Origin of the sequence: Roseibium hamelinense, from assembly GCF_007830545.1 — a bacterium.
GTDB lineage: Bacteria > Pseudomonadota > Alphaproteobacteria > Rhizobiales > Stappiaceae > Roseibium > Roseibium hamelinense.
Window position 1 is genome coordinate 643,021 of sequence record NZ_VLLF01000001.1, and the last position, 20,581, is coordinate 663,601.

General features: G+C 56.4%; 15 protein-coding genes. 6 read left to right on the forward strand and 9 right to left on the reverse strand.

The features are described from left to right. Window positions 1–162 precede the first annotated feature (162 nt). The 3 genes from JM93_RS03090 to JM93_RS03100 all read right to left on the reverse strand — a co-directional run bounded on the left by JM93_RS03090 (window position 163) and on the right by JM93_RS03100 (window position 4,488). Window positions 163–495 carry an FtsB family cell division protein gene (locus JM93_RS03090; RefSeq protein WP_208994887.1) on the reverse strand — a complete coding sequence of 111 codons (333 nt, stop codon included), beginning with the start codon at window positions 493–495 and terminating at the stop codon, window positions 163–165. Window positions 496–645: 150 nt separating this feature from the next. Continuing rightward, complete coding sequence (mfd, locus tag JM93_RS03095; protein ID WP_145340578.1) at window positions 646–4,134, reverse strand: transcription-repair coupling factor; 3,489 nt, start codon at window positions 4,132–4,134, stop codon at window positions 646–648. A 24-nt stretch (window positions 4,135–4,158) separates the two neighbouring features. Then, window positions 4,159–4,488 carry an FAD assembly factor SdhE gene (locus JM93_RS03100; protein WP_145340579.1) on the reverse strand — a complete coding sequence of 110 codons (330 nt, stop codon included), beginning with the start codon at window positions 4,486–4,488 and terminating at the stop codon, window positions 4,159–4,161. Window positions 4,489–4,698: 210 nt separating this feature from the next. Here JM93_RS03100 and recG point away from each other — a divergent pair, with 210 nt between their 5' ends. Continuing rightward, window positions 4,699–6,801 (forward strand): ATP-dependent DNA helicase RecG, encoded by a 2,103-nt coding sequence (gene recG / locus JM93_RS03105; RefSeq protein ID WP_145341033.1) that lies wholly within the window; start codon window positions 4,699–4,701, stop codon window positions 6,799–6,801. 12 nt (window positions 6,802–6,813) lie between these two features. Here the strand turns inward: recG and JM93_RS03110 are convergent, their stop codons facing one another. Beyond that, complete coding sequence (locus JM93_RS03110) at window positions 6,814–7,548, reverse strand: DUF502 domain-containing protein (RefSeq protein WP_145340580.1); 735 nt, start codon at window positions 7,546–7,548, stop codon at window positions 6,814–6,816. Between the two features lie 633 nt (window positions 7,549–8,181). Between JM93_RS03110 and JM93_RS03115 the strand changes: the two genes are divergently transcribed. Beyond that, window positions 8,182–9,396, forward strand: a complete 1,215-nt coding sequence (locus JM93_RS03115) for a M10 family metallopeptidase (RefSeq protein ID WP_145340581.1) — start codon at window positions 8,182–8,184, stop codon at window positions 9,394–9,396. Between the two features lie 190 nt (window positions 9,397–9,586). Next, window positions 9,587–9,955 carry a YbaN family protein gene (locus JM93_RS03120; protein ID WP_244300744.1) on the forward strand — a complete coding sequence of 123 codons (369 nt, stop codon included), beginning with the start codon at window positions 9,587–9,589 and terminating at the stop codon, window positions 9,953–9,955. Window positions 9,956–9,989: 34 nt separating this feature from the next. On the opposite strand, the gene glmS is transcribed toward JM93_RS03120, so the two are convergent. Together glmS and glmU are read right to left on the reverse strand one after the other, a co-directional pair. After that, window positions 9,990–11,816, reverse strand: coding sequence for a glutamine--fructose-6-phosphate transaminase (isomerizing) (gene glmS / locus JM93_RS03125; protein WP_145340583.1), 1,827 nt, complete (start codon window positions 11,814–11,816; stop codon window positions 9,990–9,992). A gap of 114 nt (window positions 11,817–11,930) precedes the next feature. Then, window positions 11,931–13,286, reverse strand: a complete 1,356-nt coding sequence (gene glmU / locus JM93_RS03130; RefSeq protein ID WP_145340584.1) for a bifunctional UDP-N-acetylglucosamine diphosphorylase/glucosamine-1-phosphate N-acetyltransferase GlmU — start codon at window positions 13,284–13,286, stop codon at window positions 11,931–11,933. A 130-nt stretch (window positions 13,287–13,416) separates the two neighbouring features. Between glmU and JM93_RS03135 the strand changes: the two genes are divergently transcribed. The 3 genes from JM93_RS03135 (at window position 13,417) to JM93_RS03145 (ending at window position 16,591) form a co-directional block, all read left to right on the forward strand. Beyond that, complete coding sequence (locus JM93_RS03135) at window positions 13,417–14,736, forward strand: hypothetical protein (protein WP_145340585.1); 1,320 nt, start codon at window positions 13,417–13,419, stop codon at window positions 14,734–14,736. Window positions 14,737–14,853: 117 nt separating this feature from the next. Further along, window positions 14,854–15,627: a substrate-binding periplasmic protein gene (locus JM93_RS03140; protein WP_145340586.1), complete on the forward strand. Its 774-nt coding sequence runs from the start codon at window positions 14,854–14,856 to the stop codon at window positions 15,625–15,627. A 175-nt stretch (window positions 15,628–15,802) separates the two neighbouring features. After that, window positions 15,803–16,591 (forward strand): substrate-binding periplasmic protein, encoded by a 789-nt coding sequence (locus tag JM93_RS03145; RefSeq protein WP_145340587.1) that lies wholly within the window; start codon window positions 15,803–15,805, stop codon window positions 16,589–16,591. Window positions 16,592–16,594: 3 nt separating this feature from the next. On the opposite strand, the gene JM93_RS03150 is transcribed toward JM93_RS03145, so the two are convergent. From JM93_RS03150 to JM93_RS03160, 3 genes are all read right to left on the reverse strand, one after another. Further along, window positions 16,595–17,332: a cytochrome c biogenesis CcdA family protein gene (locus tag JM93_RS03150; RefSeq protein WP_145340588.1), complete on the reverse strand. Its 738-nt coding sequence runs from the start codon at window positions 17,330–17,332 to the stop codon at window positions 16,595–16,597. Window positions 17,333–17,476: 144 nt separating this feature from the next. Then, complete coding sequence (locus JM93_RS03155) at window positions 17,477–17,905, reverse strand: universal stress protein (RefSeq protein WP_145340589.1); 429 nt, start codon at window positions 17,903–17,905, stop codon at window positions 17,477–17,479. 11 nt (window positions 17,906–17,916) lie between these two features. Continuing rightward, window positions 17,917–20,553 (reverse strand): TRAP transporter permease, encoded by a 2,637-nt coding sequence (locus JM93_RS03160; RefSeq protein ID WP_145340590.1) that lies wholly within the window; start codon window positions 20,551–20,553, stop codon window positions 17,917–17,919. Between the last annotated feature and the right edge of the window lie 28 nt (window positions 20,554–20,581).

Sequence of the window (20,581 nt, forward strand, 5' to 3'; positions counted from 1 at the left end):
CGTTTCCCCATGGAGAGCCAAGCGGAGGTTAAACGGCTCCTCTTGTCAATCCAAGTGCCAGCGTTCGCCGGCTCACCTAGTTCAAGTTTCTGATTTATTTTCGCTTTTTAAGATTAACCGAAAGTCGATTAATAGCCGTCTATCAACCGTATTCCGGTTTATTTACTGGTAAGAGTGCCCTGGACGGAGAATGACAAGCTCATCCGCGTGCATCAGATTAAGATTGAGACGGGCGCGTTCGTCAACCATGTCAGGGTCGAGACTTTCCGGACGGAGCAGACTTACACGCGCGACAAGCTCTTCGCGCTGGCGGGTCAACACATCCAGTTTCGCCTGAAGCTCAGTAACTTCTCGCTCAATGCGGGCCCGGCCAACCAGCCCCAACTCGCCGTTGAGCGCGTGAAAACCAAAATAAACAAGCGCACCGCAGGCAGCAAAAGGAATGACAAGCCGACGGAGAAAAGACTGCTTACGTTGACGGGTAGTAGCGGGCACGGACGAGACCTTGACGCAGATACAAATGGGCCTTGAGTCTGATCAAGATGACTCAATCAGACTTAACAAGTCCTTTCGCAAATGTGGCAAATCCTCATAAAATCGCCGAAGAAGAGCGCGCGCAGCCGTTCATCCGCCTCGCCTCGCAAGCTATGCCGCCGCCGCGAGGCGGGACAATTTCGTAAGGACAGTTGCCGCCCCCTTGAGACGCGTTTCGGTTTGTTCCCAATCCCTTGTGAACACCACCTTCTGGTCCGGACGGATCTTTGCCAAGACACCCTGTTCCGCGATGTAGCTGACCAGCCCGGCGGGATTTGCGAATTCGCTATTCCGGAAAGTGATGACAATCCCTTTGGGCCCGGCATCCACCTTCTCGATGTTTGCCTTGCGGCACAGCCCCTTGATGAAAACAATCTTCAACAGATGCTGAACTTCTTCAGGAAGCGGGCCGAACCGGTCGATCATCTCCGCACCAAACGCATCGATATCCGCGGCTTCGGTCAGATCCCCCAAGCGCCGGTAGAGATTGAGACGCAACTGCAGATCCGGGACATAGTCCTCCGGGATCAAGACCGGGGTGCCGATGTTGATCTGCGGCGACCACTGTTCTTCCCCGATATCCGTCCCGCCATCCTTTAGCTGGGCAACGGCCTCCTCCAGCATCTGCTGATAGAGTTCGAAGCCGACTTCCTTTACGTGCCCGGATTGCTCCTCACCAAGCAAATTGCCCGCACCGCGGATGTCCAGATCGTGGCTCGCCAGTTGAAACCCGGCGCCGAGGGTTTCAAGCGACTGCAACACCTTGAGGCGGCGCTCTGCGGTGGCGGTCAGTTTCTTGTTGGCCGGCACTGTGAACAGCGCATAAGCCCGGGTTTTCGATCGTCCGACACGCCCGCGCAACTGATAAAGCTGCGCCAGGCCGAACATGTCGGCCCGGTGCACGATCAGCGTATTTGCTGTTGGAATATCCAGACCGGACTCCACGATCGTGGTGGACAGAAGCACGTTGTATTTGCTCTCGTAGAAGGCGTTCATCACGTCTTCCAGCTCGCTCGGCGGCATCTGGCCGTGTGCGACCGCAACTTTGAGCTCGGGAACGCTCTCGGCCAGAAATTGCTGTTGATCTGCAAGATCGGCCAGGCGCGGGCATACATAAAAGCTCTGCCCCCCGCGGTAGTGCTCGCGCAACAATGCTTCGCGAACGACGAGCGGATCGAATGGCGACACAAATGTGCGCACGGCGAGCCTGTCGACCGGCGGTGTCGCGATCAGCGAAAGCTCGCGCACACCCGTCAGGGCGAGCTGCAACGTGCGCGGGATCGGCGTTGCGGATAGGGTCAACACGTGAACATCGGTTTTCAGCTCTTTCAGGCGTTCCTTGTGCTTCACGCCGAAATGCTGCTCTTCGTCAATGATCAACAGTCCCAGATCCCGGAAGGTCACACCTTTGCCAAGCAGGGCATGAGTACCGATCACAATATCGACGGACCCGTCGGCCAGGCCCTTCTTGGTAGCTGTCAATTCGCGGGCTGGCACCAGGCGGGATGCGTGGGCGACATTGATCGGCAGCCCGTGAAACCTTTCTGCAAATGTGCGGTAGTGCTGACGCGCCAGCAACGTGGTGGGGACGACGACGGCGACCTGCCGGCCGGACATGGCCGCCACGAAAGCGGCGCGCAGGGCCACCTCGGTCTTTCCAAAACCAACATCACCGCACACCAGCCGGTCCATCGGGCGACCGGCGGCCAGATCCTCGAACACCGCGTCGATGGCATTCAACTGGTCATCGGTTTCTTCATAAGGGAACCGCGTGGCGAACTCGTCGTAAACGCCGTCTGGGGTTTCGACCACTGGCGCCGTCTTCAACGCACGGGACGCTGCCGTCTTGATGAGCCCGTCAGCGATTTCAAGAATGCGCTTTTTGAGCTTGGCCTTACGAGCCTGCCACGCGCCGCCTCCAAGTTTGTCAAGCTGGGCTTCCTGGTCCTCGGACCCGTAGCGTGACAAAAGCTCGATGTTCTCAACCGGAAGATAGAGCTTGTCGCCGCCTGCATATTGCAATTCCAGGCAATCATGGGGTGCCCCGATGGCTTCTACGGTTTTCAGGCCGATAAAGCGCCCGATCCCGTGTTCGACATGAACCACCAGATCGCCCTCGGACAAACCGGTTGCCTCGGTAATGACGTTGGCGCCTTTTGACTTGCGCCGGGTTTTCCGCACCAAGCGATCGCCCAGAACATCCTGTTCGCCAATGATCGCAACATCAGCCAGCTCAAACCCTTGCTCAATGCCAAGCACACACAAGGCTGCGGTCTTCGGCGGAAGCTTCATCGCCTCTTCGAACGTGGCAACATCCTGCGCCGTGCCCAGTCCATGATCTTTCAGGATCTGCCCAAGCCGGTCGCGCGAACCGTCCGACCAGCAGGCGATAACCGCACGTTTGCCGTCTTTTTGAAGATCGCGAACATGTCCCGTCAACGCGTCGAAGATGTTGACGTCGCCCGCTGCCCGTTCGGCGGCAAAACTCCGCCCTTGCCTGCCATCTATGGAGACGACGGTCTTTCCCTGACCCGGTGGCGGCGTGAACGGATCAAGCGCGCCAGTGGCGCTGTCGGCCAGCGTCGACGTCCAACCGTCCTTGTCAAAATAAAGCGCGCCCGGCTCCACCGGCATGTAGGGCACGGTCCCGGCACTTGTGCCCGCTTCACGAGCCTCTCTGCGCGCCTCATAATGTTCTGCGACCTGGTCCAGCCGCTCGCGTACGGCATCTGCCGCCATCGCATCCAGGACAACCGGCGTGTGCCCGATATAGTCAAAGATTGTTTCCAGCCGCTCGTGGAACAGTGGCAACCAGTGTTCCATACCCGCATACCGGCGGCCGTCACTAATCGACTGGTAAAGCACGTCTTCCCGGCTTGCCGCCCCAAACGACGACAGATACGCCTTGCGAAACCTCGAAATGGCCTCTTCTGTCAAGACCACTTCACTCATCGGCAACAGGTCTAGCCGTTTGAGCTGTTTCGACGTCCGCTGAGTCTCCGGATCGAACGACCGGATCGATTCCAGGGTATCGCCGAAAAAATCAAGCCGGACGGGCTCTTCCGCGCCGGGTGCGAACAGATCGACGATCCCGCCGCGCACGGCGAACTCGCCGGTCTCCCGGACTGTCGGCGTGCGCGAAAATCCGTTGATATCCAGCCATTTGGCTATCGCTGCCATATCGCCCCGGTTGCCAGGCGCAAGACCAAACGTTTGCTCGCTCATCCAGGTGCGCTCGGGCAGCTTCTGAACGGCTGCATTGACGGTGGTCATCAACACGACCTTACGGTCTTTGGAAATCCCGTGTGCCAGCTGGCCAAGAGCCAGAAGTCTTCTGGCACTGATCGCCGGATTTGGGGAAACCCGATCGTAGGGCAAACAATCCCATGCGGGCAGTTGAAGAACTTCGACATCCGGCGCGAAAAAGGCCAGTGCCTCCGTGACCATCTGCATGCGCGTTGCGTCACGCGCGATGAACACCAGCTCAAGGCCGCCGGCCGCATGTTCCTGCAGCACTTTCGCCAGCGCATAGCTCTCGGCACCGTCCGGCACGCTGGCAAGCGTTATATTGGCCTTGTCCTTCAACAGGCTTTCAAACACGGGAAATTCCTCAATTGTTATTGCTTATTGCTTATTGCTCGCCGTGGCAATTTGGTCTTCGTGAAACGCAATGATCCGGCGGTAGAGCGGTCCGTCCCATTCGGGCGGCAAGGGCTTCCGACCCGTCATCCAGGCATAAAGATCCTGGTCATGGGCGGTCAAAAGATGTTCGAGTTCCGACAGCTCTTCTTCTGTCAGGCTGTCGATGGTGGCATGGGCAAAGCCGCCGAGCAGCAGATCCATTTCCTTCATTCCGCGATGCCAGCAGCGAAACAGGATCTTTTTGCGCCGCGGCTCTCGCTCGCCAGCATCGCCGGCGGTTCCGGAGGCTGAAAGGTGTGCGTCGTCGCTCATTGAAAAACCCCAATTCCGCTCGTGTTCGCAGGATACAGTCCGGACCAAATGGTCTGGCCGAGATAGCTGGCCTCCGGATGCGTGGCAGCTATATAGCGCTCAAAAAACAATCTGTCAGCGGCGAAGGCCAAGGCGTTTGCGAAAGCGCCCCGCTTCGTGGCAATAGAAGCAGTCCGCACTCCCGCTTTTCCAGCACACGCCGGTTTCTTGATGCGTCCTTCGGTTCTCGATCCGCTCTTTGCCACCGTTACCACCCTTCCCGGTGTCGGGCCCAAGATCGCAAAGACCATCTCCGGCCTTGTGGGCGGGCAACCGGACCGTGAGGCGACACTTGCCGACCTCCTGTTTCATATCCCGCACGGTCTGATCGATCGGCGCCACCGGCCCGGAATCGCTTTTTCGGAAAACGGACAAATCGTCACCCTCCAAGTGACGGTCGACCGGCACTTTCCTGGCCCGCGCGGCGGCAAAGCGCCCTACAAGATCACAGCGTTCGACGCAACCGGCGCAATCTCGTTTGTTTTCTTTCACCCGCGACGGGACTGGCTTGAGAAAAACTTCCCTGAGGGCGAACAGCGTATCGTGTCGGGCAAGGTCGAATGGTTCAACGACCGCCCGCAGATGGTGCATCCCGACTATGTGTTGAGTCTCGAAGAGGCGGCCAATATGCCGGCTATTGAGCCGGTTTACCCGATGACGGCCGGGCTCGCCGCAAAAACGCTGCATAGGGCCATTGCGGCAGCGCTTCAGAAGCTGCCTGACCTTCCCGAATGGCAGGATGGAGCGTTCATCGAACGGAACCTTTGGCCGCCATTTACCGAAGCACTACGGGCAATCCACACACCGCAAGAACAGCAGGACTTGTCACCGGAGGGACCGAACATCCGGCGGATTGCCTATGACGAACTACTGGCCAGCCAATTGGCACTTGCCTTGGTGCGACAGACAATGCGTCAGCTTGGAGGGGTGTCCCGCCGTCCAGACGGGGCGTTGCAAAAACGGGTGATCTCTGCCCTGCCCTTTTCCTTGACCGCCAGCCAGGCGGCCGCAATCAGGGACATCAATGCAGACCTTGCGGAGCCAACACGCATGCTCCGGCTGTTGCAAGGCGACGTCGGTGCCGGGAAAACCGTTGTGGCCCTGGCTGCGTTGGCGCAGGTAATCGAAAGCGGCGCGCAAGGGGCACTCATGGCGCCGACGGAGATACTGGCCCGTCAACACTTTGCCTCCATGAAGCCGTTATGCGATGCAGCCGGCATCCGGCTTGCTCTAATGACAGGCAAAGATACCCAAAAAGAACGCCGCCTTCTTCAGGAAAAGATTGACGCCGCAGAGATCGATCTCGTCGTGGGCACCCACGCTCTGTTCCAGGGGGCGGTGACCTTCAAGGATCTGGGTCTTGTAGTCGTCGACGAACAGCATCGGTTCGGGGTGCATCAGCGCCTCGCCCTCTCCGCAAAGGGCCGCAGCGTGGATGTTTTGGTCATGACCGCAACCCCGATCCCGCGCACGCTCGTTCTGACCTGTTTCGGCGATATGGATGTGTCGCGCCTGACCGAAAAACCGGCGGGACGGAAGCCTGTTACCACCGTGTCGGTTTCGCTTGACCGTCTGGAGGAAATCATTGGCCGGATCGGAGCTGCAATATCAAATGGCCAGAAAGCTTACTGGGTGTGCCCGCTGGTGGAGGAGTCTGAAAAAATCGACCTGGCTGCAGTTGAAGACCGGCATCAAGTACTTGAACAGGCGCTGGGCCAGCGGGTTTCGCTTGTGCACGGCCGGATGAGCGCCGACGAAAAGGACGCAGCCATGGCGGCCTTCAAAGCCGGAGAAACCCGCATTCTTGTCGCCACCACAGTGATTGAAGTCGGAGTCGACGTTCCCGACGCAACCATCATCGTTATTGAGCATGCCGAGCGGTTTGGCCTTGCGCAGCTCCATCAGCTGCGCGGACGGGTTGGGCGGGGCGACAAGCCATCCTCCTGCGTTTTGCTGTTTAAGGGGCCGCTGGGCGAAACGGCAACGGCCCGCCTGAACATTATGCGGGAGACGAACGATGGCTTTCTGATCGCAGAGGAAGACTTGCGATTGCGTGGAGGCGGTGAAGTCCTTGGCACCCGCCAATCCGGCACGCCAGGCTTCAGGATTGCGCAAGTCGAAGATCACGCCGACCTCATGGAAATCGCACGCGATGACGCCCGCCTCATCCTGGAGACCGATCCGGAGCTGAAAGAAAAACGTGGCGACGCGCTCAGATGCCTGCTCTACCTGTTTGGTCGCGACGAAGCGATCCGCCTGCTTCGTGCAGGCTGAGCCTCTACCCACTCAAACCGGCTCGGTTTCCTTTTTTAAAGGCTCTGGACTGCCGGGTGCGGGGTGCAATTCTATCTTGTCGTCCAGCATCTCCCGATAGTCCGGGTTGACCAAGCCAGCCGAAATTACGAGTTTTGCTGCCTCTTCCACCGTCATCTCTAACTCGATGATGTCTGCTTTCGGAACAAACAATAAAAAACCGGAGGTCGGATTTGGCGTCGTCGGTAAAAAAACCGATACCGTGTCTGACTGGTCGGCCAGCCGGTTTGCCACCTCCCCTTTGGTGGTGGTTGAGATGAACACAATTGCCCACAACCCCTTGCGCGGGTACTCAATCAAGGCTGCCTTGGTGAAAGTGTTACCGCGTTCATCGAGCACGGTCTCGAAAATCTGCTTTAGCCCGCTGTAGAGGTTTCGCACCAGGGGCATGCGCCCCAACAGCGACTCGCCGAACGAGATGAGGCTTCGACCCGCAAAGTTGGCGGCCAGAAAACCGACGATCGTGATGACCATGATGGCAACGATCAGTCCGAAACCCGGAACCGCAAACGGCAGATATGTGTCGGGATTATAAACCTTTGGCACGAAAGGTTTGACCCAGCCGTCAACCCATTGAACAAACGTCCAGGTGAGCCACATCGTAATTCCGATAGGTCCGGTGATCACCAAACCGGTGAGAAAATAGTTTCGGACCCGCATCGCCGAATGGCCCCGGCCGTGATCGTCTTTGTTTTTCTGCTTCGTCATTTAAGACGGCCTTCCATTGCCGGCCCCGCGTTGCCGGCAGTCCTTTGCCAGCACTTTCCAAAGACATATTTAGCCCAGGACGCGAACTTGCAACTGTTCAAATTTCATTATCACGATCAAAACAACTGACCATAATGTAGGCAAGATTATAATTTGAACATATTATGCAACCACGCAAGCCATTCCAACCGCAAGCGCCATCGGCGCCAACGACCACACTTACAGGGACTAAAGAACACCCCCTATGGCCGCCCCTTAGGAACCGCAAGCGCTATGACCCGCTTTCAAATTGAAAGAAATCACCGCGAGGGCGAAATTCTATTAAAGATTGCATTTTTGAAAGATTTTTTAGTTAGTGAAATATTTCTCACAAGCGGCACCGCGCGACATAAAGTTTCAAGAACGGATTTCTCACATCCTTTATATTACTGACCAAAAACAGTTAATTTGGCTGTTTTGGTGTATTTTTCAGCAAAATATTATCCACAGTAGCTATTTTTTCATCTTGCAACCCCTGATATTTTGCACACTCTTGAGTTGTGTTTTTATGAGGCAATAACAAGGCCCGGAGAACACCTGGCGTTGAGAGCAAAACAAATTGAATGGCGCCGGCCACTCTAGAGGAAATGGAACATGACAATGAGCAACACCGCTGCGCAGTCTGCGTTTGCAGACGCGAACACCCAAGTATTCTCAAATCAACAAATCGCAAACTATCTCCGGGTCGGGTATTGGAATGATACCGGACGTGGGCAACGCAAATTCGACGTTGAACCGGGTGACACCCTCACCTTCAACTTTCAGGGTTTGACCAGCAAGGGCAAGGCGTTTGCTGAAAAGGCTCTGGAACTCTGGTCGGACGCGACCGGTATCAATTTCCAATCATCCTCGTCCTCGCGTGCCGATATCATTTTTGACGACAATGACAGCGGGGCCTACGCATACTCGACCGGGACCGGCGACGGCATCATCAATCAGTCCTTCGTGAATGTCTCCAGATCCTGGATATCCCGGGACTCGTCAAATGATGTCAGCAACTATTCGCTGCAGACATACATCCACGAAATCGGGCACGCACTCGGTTTGGGCCATGGCAGCAACTACAATGGCTCGGCCACATACGGGCGGGACAATGACTACGCCAACGATTCCTGGCAGGCATCGATCATGTCGTATTTCAGCCAAACCGAAAACACCTACGTTGACGGCAGCTTCGGCTATGTTGCAACACCGCAGATTGCCGACCTGATTGCGATCCAGGACCTTTACGGCACTCCCACGAATACGAGAGCTGGCAACACGGTCTACGGTGACAACGGAACCGCTGGCAGCTTGATGAACCAAATCACCCAGGACCGCGGCGCGATTACCTATACGATCTTTGACAGCGGCGGATACGACACACTGAACTATTCGTCCGGCGGCTCGAACCAAATCATCGATTTGCGGGAAGGCACATTTTCGAGCGTCCGTGGGCGAGAGAACAACCTGATCATCGCAGAAGGCACGAGAATCGAAAACGCGATTGGCGGCCGGGGCAATGATACACTGATCGCAAACGACGCCGACAACACGCTGACCGGCGGCGAAGGTGCAGATACCTTCCTGTTTTTCCTGGTCGGGGAACAACAGGCCAGCCAAGACATGATCACGGACTTTGAGGACGGGGTGGATACCATCCGCTTTGTCAATCAGAACTCAAATGGTGAGGCAGCCGCGATCAACTTTGACCTTTTGGATATCATCGACAACGGCGCAGATACCACGATTGGTTTCGGCGGCCAGGAAATCGTGGTGACTAATGTCGGAGCAGCAAACCTGGATGCCGCGGATTTCATTTTCGCGTAAACCTGAAACAAACAGGTGGGTAAACCAGCAGAAGACCCCGGCCACAGCGCCGGGATCTTCCCCTTTTGGCATCGGCAAAAATCTGCTTGCGAACGATATTTGTGTCCAGCGTCTCGACAAAGCCTTACGAATGCGCACATTAGGCGCGGCCCTACAGTTTCAAACAAGGGTCCGCTTAACGGAGGCCCGGTTGCGGCGCGCATCATATAAGTTGCTGGGATTTTTGAGCCTTGGGATCGGCGCGGTCGGCGCGGTTCTGCCAGTGCTGCCGACCACAATTTTTCTGATCCTAGCCGCCGCCTGTTTCGCCCGGTCATCCCCCGAACTTGAAAAACGCCTGCTCGACCACCCGACGTTTGGCCCGCCCGTTCTTGCCTGGCGCGAGCACGGCGCCATCCCGCCAAAAGCGAAGGCTTTTGCGGTTGGTGGCATGTTTGTCGGTTTCACGCTTTTTTATGCCATGACCAAGCCGAACGGCTTGGCCCTTTTTCTGGCAATCCTGTTTTTCGGTGGCAGCGCGCTTTATGTTCTCACGCGGCCATCCTATCCGCGCACATAGACCGAGACGAACGCATGCCGCGTGCTTTGCTCATTCATTCAACTGTGACGGATTTCGCCAGGTTGCGCGGTTGATCAACATCTGTGCCCATGAACACCGCAGTATGATAGGAGATCATTTGCACCGGCAGAGCGTAAATGATCGGCGCAACCAGATCGGGAACATTCGGCATGATCACCGTATCTCCGGCAACACCACCGCTTTCGTGGTCGCCAGCCGCATCAGTGATCAGGATGATCCGTCCACCGCGGGCAGCAACCTCCTGCATATTCGACAAGGTCTTTTCAAAGATGGCGTCGTGCGGAGCGATCACAAAAACCGGCAAATTTTCGTCAATCAGGGCGATTGGACCGTGTTTAAGCTCGCCAGCCGCATAGCCTTCGGCATGGATGTATGACAGCTCCTTCAGCTTAAGAGCGCCTTCCATGGCAAGCGGAAAGTTCGTGCCGCGGCCAAGATAAAGCGCGTTGGAGGCGCGCGATAAGGGCTGAGACAGCTTTTCGATCTGAGTTTCGCAATTGAGCGCTTGAACCGCGAGCGATGGAACCGCCGCCAGGTCGTCAACAAGAGCGGCTGCCGCGGCTTCACTGAGGGTTCCGCGCTGGCGCCCTGCATGGATCGCCAAACATGCTAGTACGGCCAGCTGGCAGGTGAATGCCTTTGTAGAGGCAACGCCGATTTCCGGGCCTGCAATTGTCGCGAAAGTCACATCCGCTTCGCGGGCGATCGTGCTTTCGGGAACGTTCACAACCGCGCCAATCTTTGCCGCATTCGCCTTGCAATACCGCAAACTCGCAAGCGTGTCTGCGGTCTCTCCAGACTGCGAAATAAACAACGCGAAATCCCCATCGATCACCGGGGTCTCGCGGTATCTGAACTCCGAAGCAATATCGATCTCAACCGGCAGGCGCGCGTATTTCTCGAACCAGTATTTGGCCACCAAACCGGCATAATAAGCGGTGCCGCAAGCGGAAATCAGGATCCGGTTCAACGAACGGAAATCAACTTTTTCTGCAGCTGGCAAGGACACGGACTTTTTTGCATAGTCGAGATAGCGCGACAAAGTATGGCCCAGCACTTCCGGCTGTTCGTGAATTTCCTTGGCCATAAAGTGGCGGTAGTTGCCTTTGTCCATCAAGGCAGCCGTTACGGATGAGACCGATTCAGGACGCTCTGCGATATGGTTTTCAGCGTCATAGATCGTCGCGCCTTCCCGGGTCAGCACCACCCAGTCGCCTTCCTCCAGATACGTGATACGGTCAGTGAATGGTGACAAAGCGATCGCGTCCGATCCAAGGAACATCTCGCCTTCCCCGTGTCCGACCGCAAGCGGCGAGCCCTTTCGCGCACCAATGAGTAGATCCTCGTAGCCGTCAAACGTGATCGCCAGCGCAAATGCGCCCTTGAGCCTCGGCAAAACGGTTGCGACGGCGTCACGCGGTGCTTTGCCGGCCTCAAGCTCACGGTTGATCAAATGAGCAACGACTTCCGTATCGGTATCGGTTGCGATCTGGGCGCCGGCTCTGACCACGTCTTCGCGCAGCTCAAGATAGTTTTCGATAATGCCGTTGTGCACCACCGCGACGCGGCCCGAGGTGTGCGGATGTGCATTGACCACATTCGGCGCCCCATGCGTGGCCCATCTGGTATGTCCAACCCCTGAAGTGCCCCTAATCGGGCTTTGCTCGAGAAGCGCCTCGAGATTTTTGAGTTTCCCGGCGGCCCGGCGCCGCGTCAAATGCCCGTCTTCAAGTGTTGCCACTCCGGCAGAATCATACCCGCGATACTCCAGGCGCTTCAGCGCATCGACAAGCCGGGGTGCGACTTCTGAATTCCCTAAAATACCGATGATGCCGCACATGAAAATTGTCCTTAAATCAAACTCAGTTTGTTGCTGCTGCTTTAGCCGAGGCGCGGCATTTGTTTGAAATCAATCCCTGTTTCAGAACATGACAGGTTGGAAAACCCAGTATTTTCAGCGCCTTTGGTCCTTGGCAGCTTTGAAGCGTGCGCGCAGGTCTTTTGCCCTTTGATCCTTGACAACCTGACGCCCACGTCCAATGACCAGCGCATCCGTCGGCACCGCCTCCGTTACGGTGCTGCCTGCAGCAACGTAAACACCCGAGCCGAGCTTGAGAGGCGCAACGAGGGTAGAGTTCGATCCGACAAAGCTCCCGGCACCAATTTCCGTCCGGTGCTTGCCAAAGCCGTCATAGTTGCAGGTGATTGTGCCCGCGCCGACATTTGTTCGCGATCCGACGCTCGCGTCTCCAATGTAACTGAGATGGTTGATCTTTGCGCCGACACCGATCGTCGCATTTTTGATTTCGACGAAATTCCCGATATGGGCGCCTTCCGACAGACTCGCGCCCGGCCGCAAACGGGCATAAGGACCAACCGTCGACCCTTCTCCGACAGTAGCCCCTTCAAGGTGCGAAAAAGCGCGGATGACAGATCCGGCTTTCACCCGAACCCCCGGCCCGAACACCAGATTCTGCTCCAGAACAACATCTGGTTCGATCACGGTATCGTGGGCGAAATAGATTGTTTCGGGAGCAAGCATTGTCACGCCTGTTTCAAGAACAGCCCGGCGTTTGCGTTGTTGAAACACCGTTTCACAAGCCGCCAGCTGCGCCCGGGTATTGATGCCCTGCACCTCGTCTTCAACGGCAACCGCAGTTGTAATGGTCAGCCCCTTGGAGCGCGCTATTTCGACCGCGTCGGTAAGGTAGTATTCCCCCTTTGCGTTGTCATTGCCGATGGCTTCCAGAATCTGCATGGCATGCGCGCCGGACAACCCCATAATCCCCGAATTGCAAAACGTGACCATGCGTTCCTCGTCTGTGGCATCCTTTTCTTCCCGGATTGCATAAACACCGTTCGCATCCGACAATATACGTCCATAGCCGTGAGGGTTCGCCGCCTCAAACCCGAGAACGACGACATCTGCCCCCTGCCCCAGCTTTGTGCGAACGGACTGCACGGTGTCCGCTGTGATCAAGGGTGTGTCGCCGAACAGGATCAGCACTCCGCCGTCATGGGTGCTCAACGCCTCATGCGCCGCAAGCGCTGCGTGTGCCGTTCCAAGACGGTCCGTTTGGATATGGCACCGGGCATGCGGCCAGCGGCTAGACACGAATTCGGTCAGCCCCTCCATATCGGGGCCGGTAACAACAGAAACTTTGGGAACTTCAGCCTCTCCAAGGGCTTTCAGCACATGCCCGACCATCGGAAGATGACCAATGGCATGCATGACTTTAGGCAGTTTAGACCGCATCCGCGTCCCAAGTCCGGCCGCCAAAACGATGGCCAAAACGTCTTTATCGCTCATTGGCTGTAATCCCACCTCGATGTGCTGAAGCACCTTGTCGGGCGCCTATATGACCCGATCCACAAAAGTTTAAAAGATCTGCGGGTAACCGTGCCCGCATTTCTTGTTCCTTAACCATAATTGACGTCAGATGGGGACGCTTGCAGCAAAGATTCGCCGGATGCCCGGCCAGACGTCAGGAACAGGCCTTTTGCCGAAGGAACGCGCAAAGAAGCCGGCACGGGAAATCGTGCGTGAAACGCTTACGCCTCAAAGGCTCTCAATGTTGTCCTGGGCCGGGGCTGCAGCTCTGTTTGCGTGCGTGGGCCTCGCCTCGTTTCAGTTTGCAGGTGGCATGCGTATCGATACCGTCACGGCGCCTGAGTTTGCGGGCATGCCCTTGCCGGGCCCAGGAGGGAGCGTGGAAACGACGGCATCAATCCGCACGCCACAACCGGCAATCGCGCTTTATGATCAAGTAGCCTCTCAAAACCCCAGCCCAGGCATTGAACTGGATGAAGCCCAAGCCGGGCTTTTGCGCGAAGAGATCATACGCCTCCGGCGCCGCCTGAATGCCCTCAGCGAGCAGAATTTAAGCTACTCCCGCCGGATCGCAGCGCTTGAAAAACAGGTCGCGCTTTTGGAAGCGAGCACCCCGGCCGGAAGTGTTCTGGATCGTGAACCGATTCCTCTCGCCAAACCAACGCCACACCCTATTCCACCACAGCCGGGCATTGTTTCGCAGGCCTATAACACGCCGGCTCAACCCGCAGGCACAGGCACAAGCGCGGCAGCGCCATCTGCCGAGGTGTCCGCGCCATCTGCACGAGAGCGGATTGAATCCGTCCCTGCTCCGGAAACGACCGGAGCCTTTCAAAAGAAAACACTCGAGCAAATCATCGCGGAACGCAAACTGTCACTTCCGGCACCGGCACCGGTACGCATCGTCTCACTGAACAAGACAATTGCAGACGGCCCTGTTACCACCGGTTCCATTTCCCCGGCCACGTCCCTCCTTCCGCCGGAGACGGCCGCAGACACGGCTCAAACGGCTGCGTTATCTCAAACGGACGCCTCATCTGAACCCGCTCCCGCCCCAGCAGACGCAGATCCGGTCTCCAGCCTCCGCCCAAAACTGATCACCCCGACCGCCCCGGCTGGCCGCACAAAAGGCGGCGGGAAAAGCAAAATCAGACAGACCCAGTTTGGAGCCCTGATTGGAACCTACGGATCGGAAGACGCAGCGCGGGAGGCATGGATCCGGTTTGCAAAACAGAATGAAGAGCGTATGCGCGACCTCAGACCACGCATCCTCCCAGCCGAACCTGATGGAAGCACCATGACCCTCCTCGTCGGGCCATTCGGAAACGCATCCGAGGCGTCAGTCGCTTGTCTTCGGCTCCTGGAGGTTAAGGACCTCTGCCGCCCGACCCTGTTTTCGGGGGAAGAACTGGTAATTACTACAAGATAAACTCCCAATCCCACCGACTAAAATCTCATAAATTACGTATTGTTTCTAATTAATTGGTTACAAATACTTTCCTGAGACGATTTGAACGGATCGAATTAATCTCGTAGGGATAAGTCAATGCGCAACCATACAGTTTGCAATTTTTTTGTTGCATCAGCCGCCATGCTGGTCGTGATGACGGCACATGCAACCGCGTTGGACTGCCCACGCGGTGGAACACTTATTGCCGGCGCCAGTGATTACAGGCCATATCAGATTGTCGAAGGCAACATGACAACCGGCATGGATTTTGAGGTTGCAGAAACTGTTCTTTCGAAAATGGGTTGCAGCTTAAAGGTGGACGTTCTGCCTTGGGCCCGGCACCTGAAAGGGCTTGAGGACGGAGATGTCGATATCGCCTCTCCGGTCAGCAAGACCGCTGAACGCGAGGCATTCGCAACATTCAGCTCCCCCTATCTCAATTCTACCGAAGTGCTGTTTGTGCCCGCTGCTGACAAAGATGCGTATGCGGATCTCAAAGCCTTTTTCGCATCAGGAAAGAAACTCGGTGTTATCCGCGAATATGCCTATGGTGGAGACTATGCAGCCCTTTCGGAGGAATTCCCGGACCAGATCGAGGTCACGGATTCAGCAGAATCCAACTTCAAGAAACTGGCAAGTGGGCGTATCGGGGCAACTTTGGGAGATCTTTATGTCATGAGTGCCGAAAATAAAGCGGCCGGCACCGATGACGCGGTTGTTGCGAGCGATGTCGTCGTCTCCGAGTATCCGCTTTATTACATGTTCTCAAAGAAAAGCGTTCCAGCCGAGTTTGTTGACGCGTTCAGCGCTCAACTGACGGAGATCCAGGAAAATGGCGAATTTGAAGCGATAACTGCAAAGTATCGCTAGTTTCATCTGCTCGTCTGATTTGGATCCATCGGCCAGCCCTTCGGTTCGGCCGATGGATCCACTCAAGGTCCCATAGTTCGCTGGGCCTACAAGCTGTTTTCACTCAGAGTTCCGAAACACTTGGCAAATAAACTACAGCACACAGGTACCTCAAGCAGGAGCACACTCATTTCCCATGGCCATTGGAGCGACATCAAGATCCTACTTTATTCGCTTTGTATCCGCGTGGCTGCTTGTGGCGGTGGCGACAGAAATCCAAGCTGCAGGTTCCGTCTGCCCCGACGGGGGCACACTTGTAGCGGGAACGGAAGACTACCGCCCCTACCAGATTGTTGAGGGAACTAGCGTCAGCGGAATGGACTTCGAAGTCCTAGAGCTGATTCTGGCACGTATGGGCTGTGAGCTTGAAATCCGAATAATGCCGTGGACCCGGCATCTGAAAGGCATCGAAGACGGTGACGTTCACGCTGCATCTCCCGTGGCGAAATCACCGGAGCGCGAAGAATACGCCTATTTCAGTATACCCTATTTGAAGTCACGGGAAGTTCTGTTCGTGCCCCCTGAGCATCGGGCCGACCACACCAGCCTTCGCGAATTTTTTGAGGCCGGAAAGATCCTCGGCGCCGTACGCGATTATGTCTATGGCGGCGATTTCGTTGCTTTGAGCAAAGAATTCGACACGCAGATAACCGTCCAAGATACTGAAGAGCCCATGCTCAAACAGGTCGCAATCGGCCGGATTGACGCTGTCATCGGGGATGCATTTGTCGTGACCTCCGTCATCAGCCAGCTCGGTCTTCGCGAAGAGGTGGTCCGCAGCACCACGGTGGTTTCGGAGGACGACGTCTATTTCATGTTCAGCAAGGCCGCAGTGTCTCTCAAGTTTATCGACCGCTTCAACGCTGAACTCCAGCAGATGCAGGAGAGCGGTGAGTTTGCACGGATAACTGCGAAATATTTGTGAGCGTTAGCCGATGACCTGAAATGCTGGAAAGGTCTCCAGCAACCAGAAAGAAAACACTGCCATCTGCCCCGTCAGGAACATGATCCCAGTCAGGACCAACACCCCGCCCATCACTTTCTCCACCGTGCCCATGTGCTTGCGGAAACGTGACATGAACTGCATGAACGGGCGGGCAAACAGGGCCGCAAGCAGAAATGGGATGCCAAGTCCCAGTGCGTATGCGCTCAACAACAAGGCTCCCTGCCCGACCGTGTCTTCCGATCCGGCCACAAACAGGATCGCGGCAAGGATCGGCCCGACGCATGGCGTCCACCCGAACGCAAATGCCAGCCCGATAAGGTATGCGCCGATCAACCCGGCCGGCTTACGCTCCACATGGACCCGGGCTTCCCGGTATAAAAGCCCGATCCTGAAGACACCGAGAAAATGCAGGCCCATGACGATGATCATTGCCCCGGCGATGTATCCGAGAAACTGGATATGCTGCGTGATGAACTGGCCGAGAAAACTGGCGCTTGCTCCCAAGATCACAAACACGGTCGAGAACCCAGCCACAAAGGCAAGTGCCGAAAAGAACACACGCTGAGAAGCTGCCGACTTGTCGTCTTCGCCGGTCAGTTCTTCCAGAGACACCCCGGCAAGGTATCCCAGATATGGCGGCACGAGCGGCAAAACACATGGTGACACGAAGGACAACACGCCGGCAAAAACCGCACCGAGGATCGTAACGTCTTGAAGCATATCTTTATTTGACCGTTTTTAAGCAATGCACCGGCGACCGGCCTCATCCTTCTACATGGAGATCGGCGCCACAGAAAGACACAGCCGCCTCACCTTTTAGAGAGGCGGCTGTTGGTCGCAGTCAGTTCTGAACACACGGCTTGTCTAGTCGCGAACTACAAGAACGGATTGCTTGGCATGCCGCACAACACGGGCTGCATTGGGTCCAAGCAGATAGTCCTTCAATTCCGGCCGGTGCGACGACAGAACAATGAGATCACAGTCCAGCTTGTCGGCCGCGGCGTTGATCTCTTCATAGATCGTGCCGTGAGCGACATGACCTTTGACCTTGATCCCCTTTTCCTCATGTTCGGTGATGAACTTTTGCAACGCGTTTCCTGCAGCCTCCAGAGCGTCATGCTCATAGTCCTTCGGAAAATAGCTGCCGACAATCGACCGCCCGAAGTCAGGAACCACGCTGACGAGATGCAACTCGGCATCAAATGTCCGGGCCATGGCAACCGCGGTTGGCAGAGCTTTTGCCCAGGAAGTTTCTTCACCGAGATCTATCGGCACGAGAATGGATTTATACATGCCGGACCTCCTTAAAACGCGGGCACATCAGTGCGCCGCCGCTGCAACGCGACGACACCGAAAAGCAACAGGAGCGCCGGAATGTAGAAGACCTCCTTCGGCAACCGTTCGGCCTGTTCCTGGACATCGATGACTTCAACCGGCTGATCACCGTAAAAGTCAAATGAGCTGAACTTCTCGAAATACGGGGTACCGGGGAACGGTTCCTCCAGCACAGCTTTGTCGCCCTCCATCATGACAGTGAGCCCTGCATCAGTGACCCGGTTTTCGCCGTCGCCTTTGGCGCCAAGGGGCAACTCCACAAAAGTCTCATGGAACTGATCCGGATTGTCGAAGTCCGGCCCGCGCACCACCAGTTTCAGATAGCCGTCATCGGGAACATCCGATGCGGTCTGGAACAGGGTTGCCGGCGGTGTCGAGACGTAGGGCGGCTGAACCATGTCGAGCCAGAACCCGGGACGGAAAAGGGTGAAGGCGATCAACAGCAGTGCAACAGCTTCCCAGATCTTGTTTCGTGCGAAGAAATACCCCTGTGTTCCGGCGGCAAACAACATCATCGCGATGGTGGCAACGAAGAAGACAAAGACCGCCTCGATCGGTCCGACATCGATCAATAACAAGTCCGTATTGAAGATGAACAGGAACGGCAAAGCGACGGTCCGCAGTGAATAGAAGAATGCGGTGAACCCGGTCTTGATCGGGTCTCCCCGCGAAATCGCCGCAGCGGCAAAACTCGCCAGTCCGACCGGCGGCGTCACATCTGCCATGAGGCCGAAGTAGAACACAAACAGGTGCACAGCGATCAGCGGTACAATAAGACCGTTCATGGCACCGATCTCGACCACAACACCCGCCATGAGCGATGAAACCACAATGTAGTTTGCAGTTGTTGGCAAGCCCATGCCAAGGATCAGGGAGAAAATCGCCACCAGGACCAGCATCAGCATCAGATTTCCGCCAGACAGGAACTCAATGAACTCTCCCATGATCTGGTGTGCGCCGGTCAGTGAGATTGTCCCGACGATGATGCCTGCGGCAGCCGTCGCAACGGCAATGCCGATCATGTTGCGAGCCCCGGAAATCAATCCCTTGATCAAATCCGCAACGCCTTCGCGCGCAGCAGCGCCAACATTACCGGATGCGCGCATTAGCGCTTTGATCGGTTTTTGAGTCAGCAGGATAAGAATCATGCCGACGCTGGCCCAATAGGCCGACAGGCCGGGCGAGAACCGCTCAATCATCAAGCACCACACGAGAACGATGATTGGCAGCAGATAATACAGCCCGGTCAAAAGGGTCGGTATGAACTCCGGCAAGGTCGTCACCGGCGCATCCGGGTCATCAAGCTCAAGGTCCGGGCGTTTCGAGGCAACAAACAACAAACCAAGATAAGCGGCGAGGAAAATAACAATCACAGCTTCAAATGTTGAATCGCCAAACACCTGCTTGGTCCACCCGAGGCCATAATGTAGAACCGCGGCCAGGATTGCGAGGCTCAGGAACCCGGTCAGAACGCCCAAAATGCTCTGGATCACAGTCTTTGCCGGACCCGGTTTTGGCAGCCCCTGCATACCGGCCTTCAACGCTTCAAGGTGCACGATATACAGCAGCGCGATGTAGGAAATCGAAGCCGGCAGGATCGCATGACGGACGACGTCAAGGTAAGTCACCCCGACATATTCAACCATCAGGAACGCGGCCGCGCCCATGACCGGCGGCATGATCTGCCCGTTCACCGAGGATGAAACCTCAACAGCGCCCGCTGTTTCCGGCTTAAAACCAACCCGCTTCATGAGGGGAATGGTGAATGTACCTGTCGTAACGGTGTTGGCGATCGAAGACCCTGAAATCAGGCCGGTCATTGCCGAAGACACCACGGCCGCTTTTGCCGGTCCGCCGCGCAGGTGTCCGAGCAATGCAAATGCGACCTTGATGAAATAGTTTCCCGCCCCGGCCTGATCGAGCATCGCACCGAACAGAACAAACAGGAAAATCATGGAAGCAGAGACGCCAAGCGCGATGCCGAACACGCCTTCGGTCTGCATCCAGTAGTGCCACATAGCCTTGCCGTAGGAAGCCCCCTTCCACTGGATGACTTCCGGAATAAACGGCTGATCGCCGAAAAAGACATAAAACAGGAACACAGACGCAACGATAACCAGCGGCAGGCCGAGCGCACGGTAGGTCGCGATAAGAACACTCAGCAAGCCGATCGTGGAGATGATCAAGTCAGCCTGTGTGGGCAGACCCGCCCGGGCGGAGATCGCCTCCTTGTTGAACACAAGATACATGCAAGCTGTGACCGCAAGTGCCGAAAGCACCCAGTCATACCAGGGCACATGGGTCCGCGAGCTGTTTTTAAAGAGCGGATAGGCCATCGTGGCCAGAAACAGCGCAAACGCCAGATGCACCGAACGCGCAGTATCCGAGTTCAGCGTGACATTGATGCCGATAAGGTCCGTCAGCAGAAACGGCAGCGTCGAGGCATAGTAGAGCTGAAACAAGGACCAGCTTAACGCGATCAGCGACAACATGAGCCCGATGGCCCCGGCCGGGTTCCGGGCCCCGGTGTCGCTTTGCGCGACCAGCTCCTGAAGGTCGATTTCGTTGGACGCAGTTCCCGCGTCCTTGGCGACGTTATCGCTCATACGCACCCCACCCGCCGGGACACGCCCG

What these genes read in the sequence shown, in the direction of transcription:
- JM93_RS03100 (WP_145340579.1), bottom strand. Translation starts at nt 4,488, where the DNA reads ATGAGCGACGACGCACACCTTTCAGCCTCCGGAACCGCCGGCGATGCT.
- recG (WP_145341033.1), top strand. Translation starts at nt 4,699, where the DNA reads ATGCGTCCTTCGGTTCTCGATCCGCTCTTTGCCACCGTTACCACCCTT.
- JM93_RS03110 (WP_145340580.1), bottom strand. Translation starts at nt 7,548, where the DNA reads ATGACGAAGCAGAAAAACAAAGACGATCACGGCCGGGGCCATTCGGCG.
- JM93_RS03115 (WP_145340581.1), top strand. Translation starts at nt 8,182, where the DNA reads ATGACAATGAGCAACACCGCTGCGCAGTCTGCGTTTGCAGACGCGAAC.
- glmS (WP_145340583.1), bottom strand. Translation starts at nt 11,816, where the DNA reads ATGTGCGGCATCATCGGTATTTTAGGGAATTCAGAAGTCGCACCCCGG.
- glmU (WP_145340584.1), bottom strand. Translation starts at nt 13,286, where the DNA reads ATGAGCGATAAAGACGTTTTGGCCATCGTTTTGGCGGCCGGACTTGGG.
- JM93_RS03135 (WP_145340585.1), top strand. Translation starts at nt 13,417, where the DNA reads ATGGGGACGCTTGCAGCAAAGATTCGCCGGATGCCCGGCCAGACGTCA.
- JM93_RS03140 (WP_145340586.1), top strand. Translation starts at nt 14,854, where the DNA reads ATGCGCAACCATACAGTTTGCAATTTTTTTGTTGCATCAGCCGCCATG.
- JM93_RS03145 (WP_145340587.1), top strand. Translation starts at nt 15,803, where the DNA reads ATGGCCATTGGAGCGACATCAAGATCCTACTTTATTCGCTTTGTATCC.
- JM93_RS03150 (WP_145340588.1), bottom strand. Translation starts at nt 17,332, where the DNA reads ATGCTTCAAGACGTTACGATCCTCGGTGCGGTTTTTGCCGGCGTGTTG.
- JM93_RS03155 (WP_145340589.1), bottom strand. Translation starts at nt 17,905, where the DNA reads ATGTATAAATCCATTCTCGTGCCGATAGATCTCGGTGAAGAAACTTCC.
- JM93_RS03160 (WP_145340590.1), bottom strand. Translation starts at nt 20,553, where the DNA reads ATGAGCGATAACGTCGCCAAGGACGCGGGAACTGCGTCCAACGAAATC.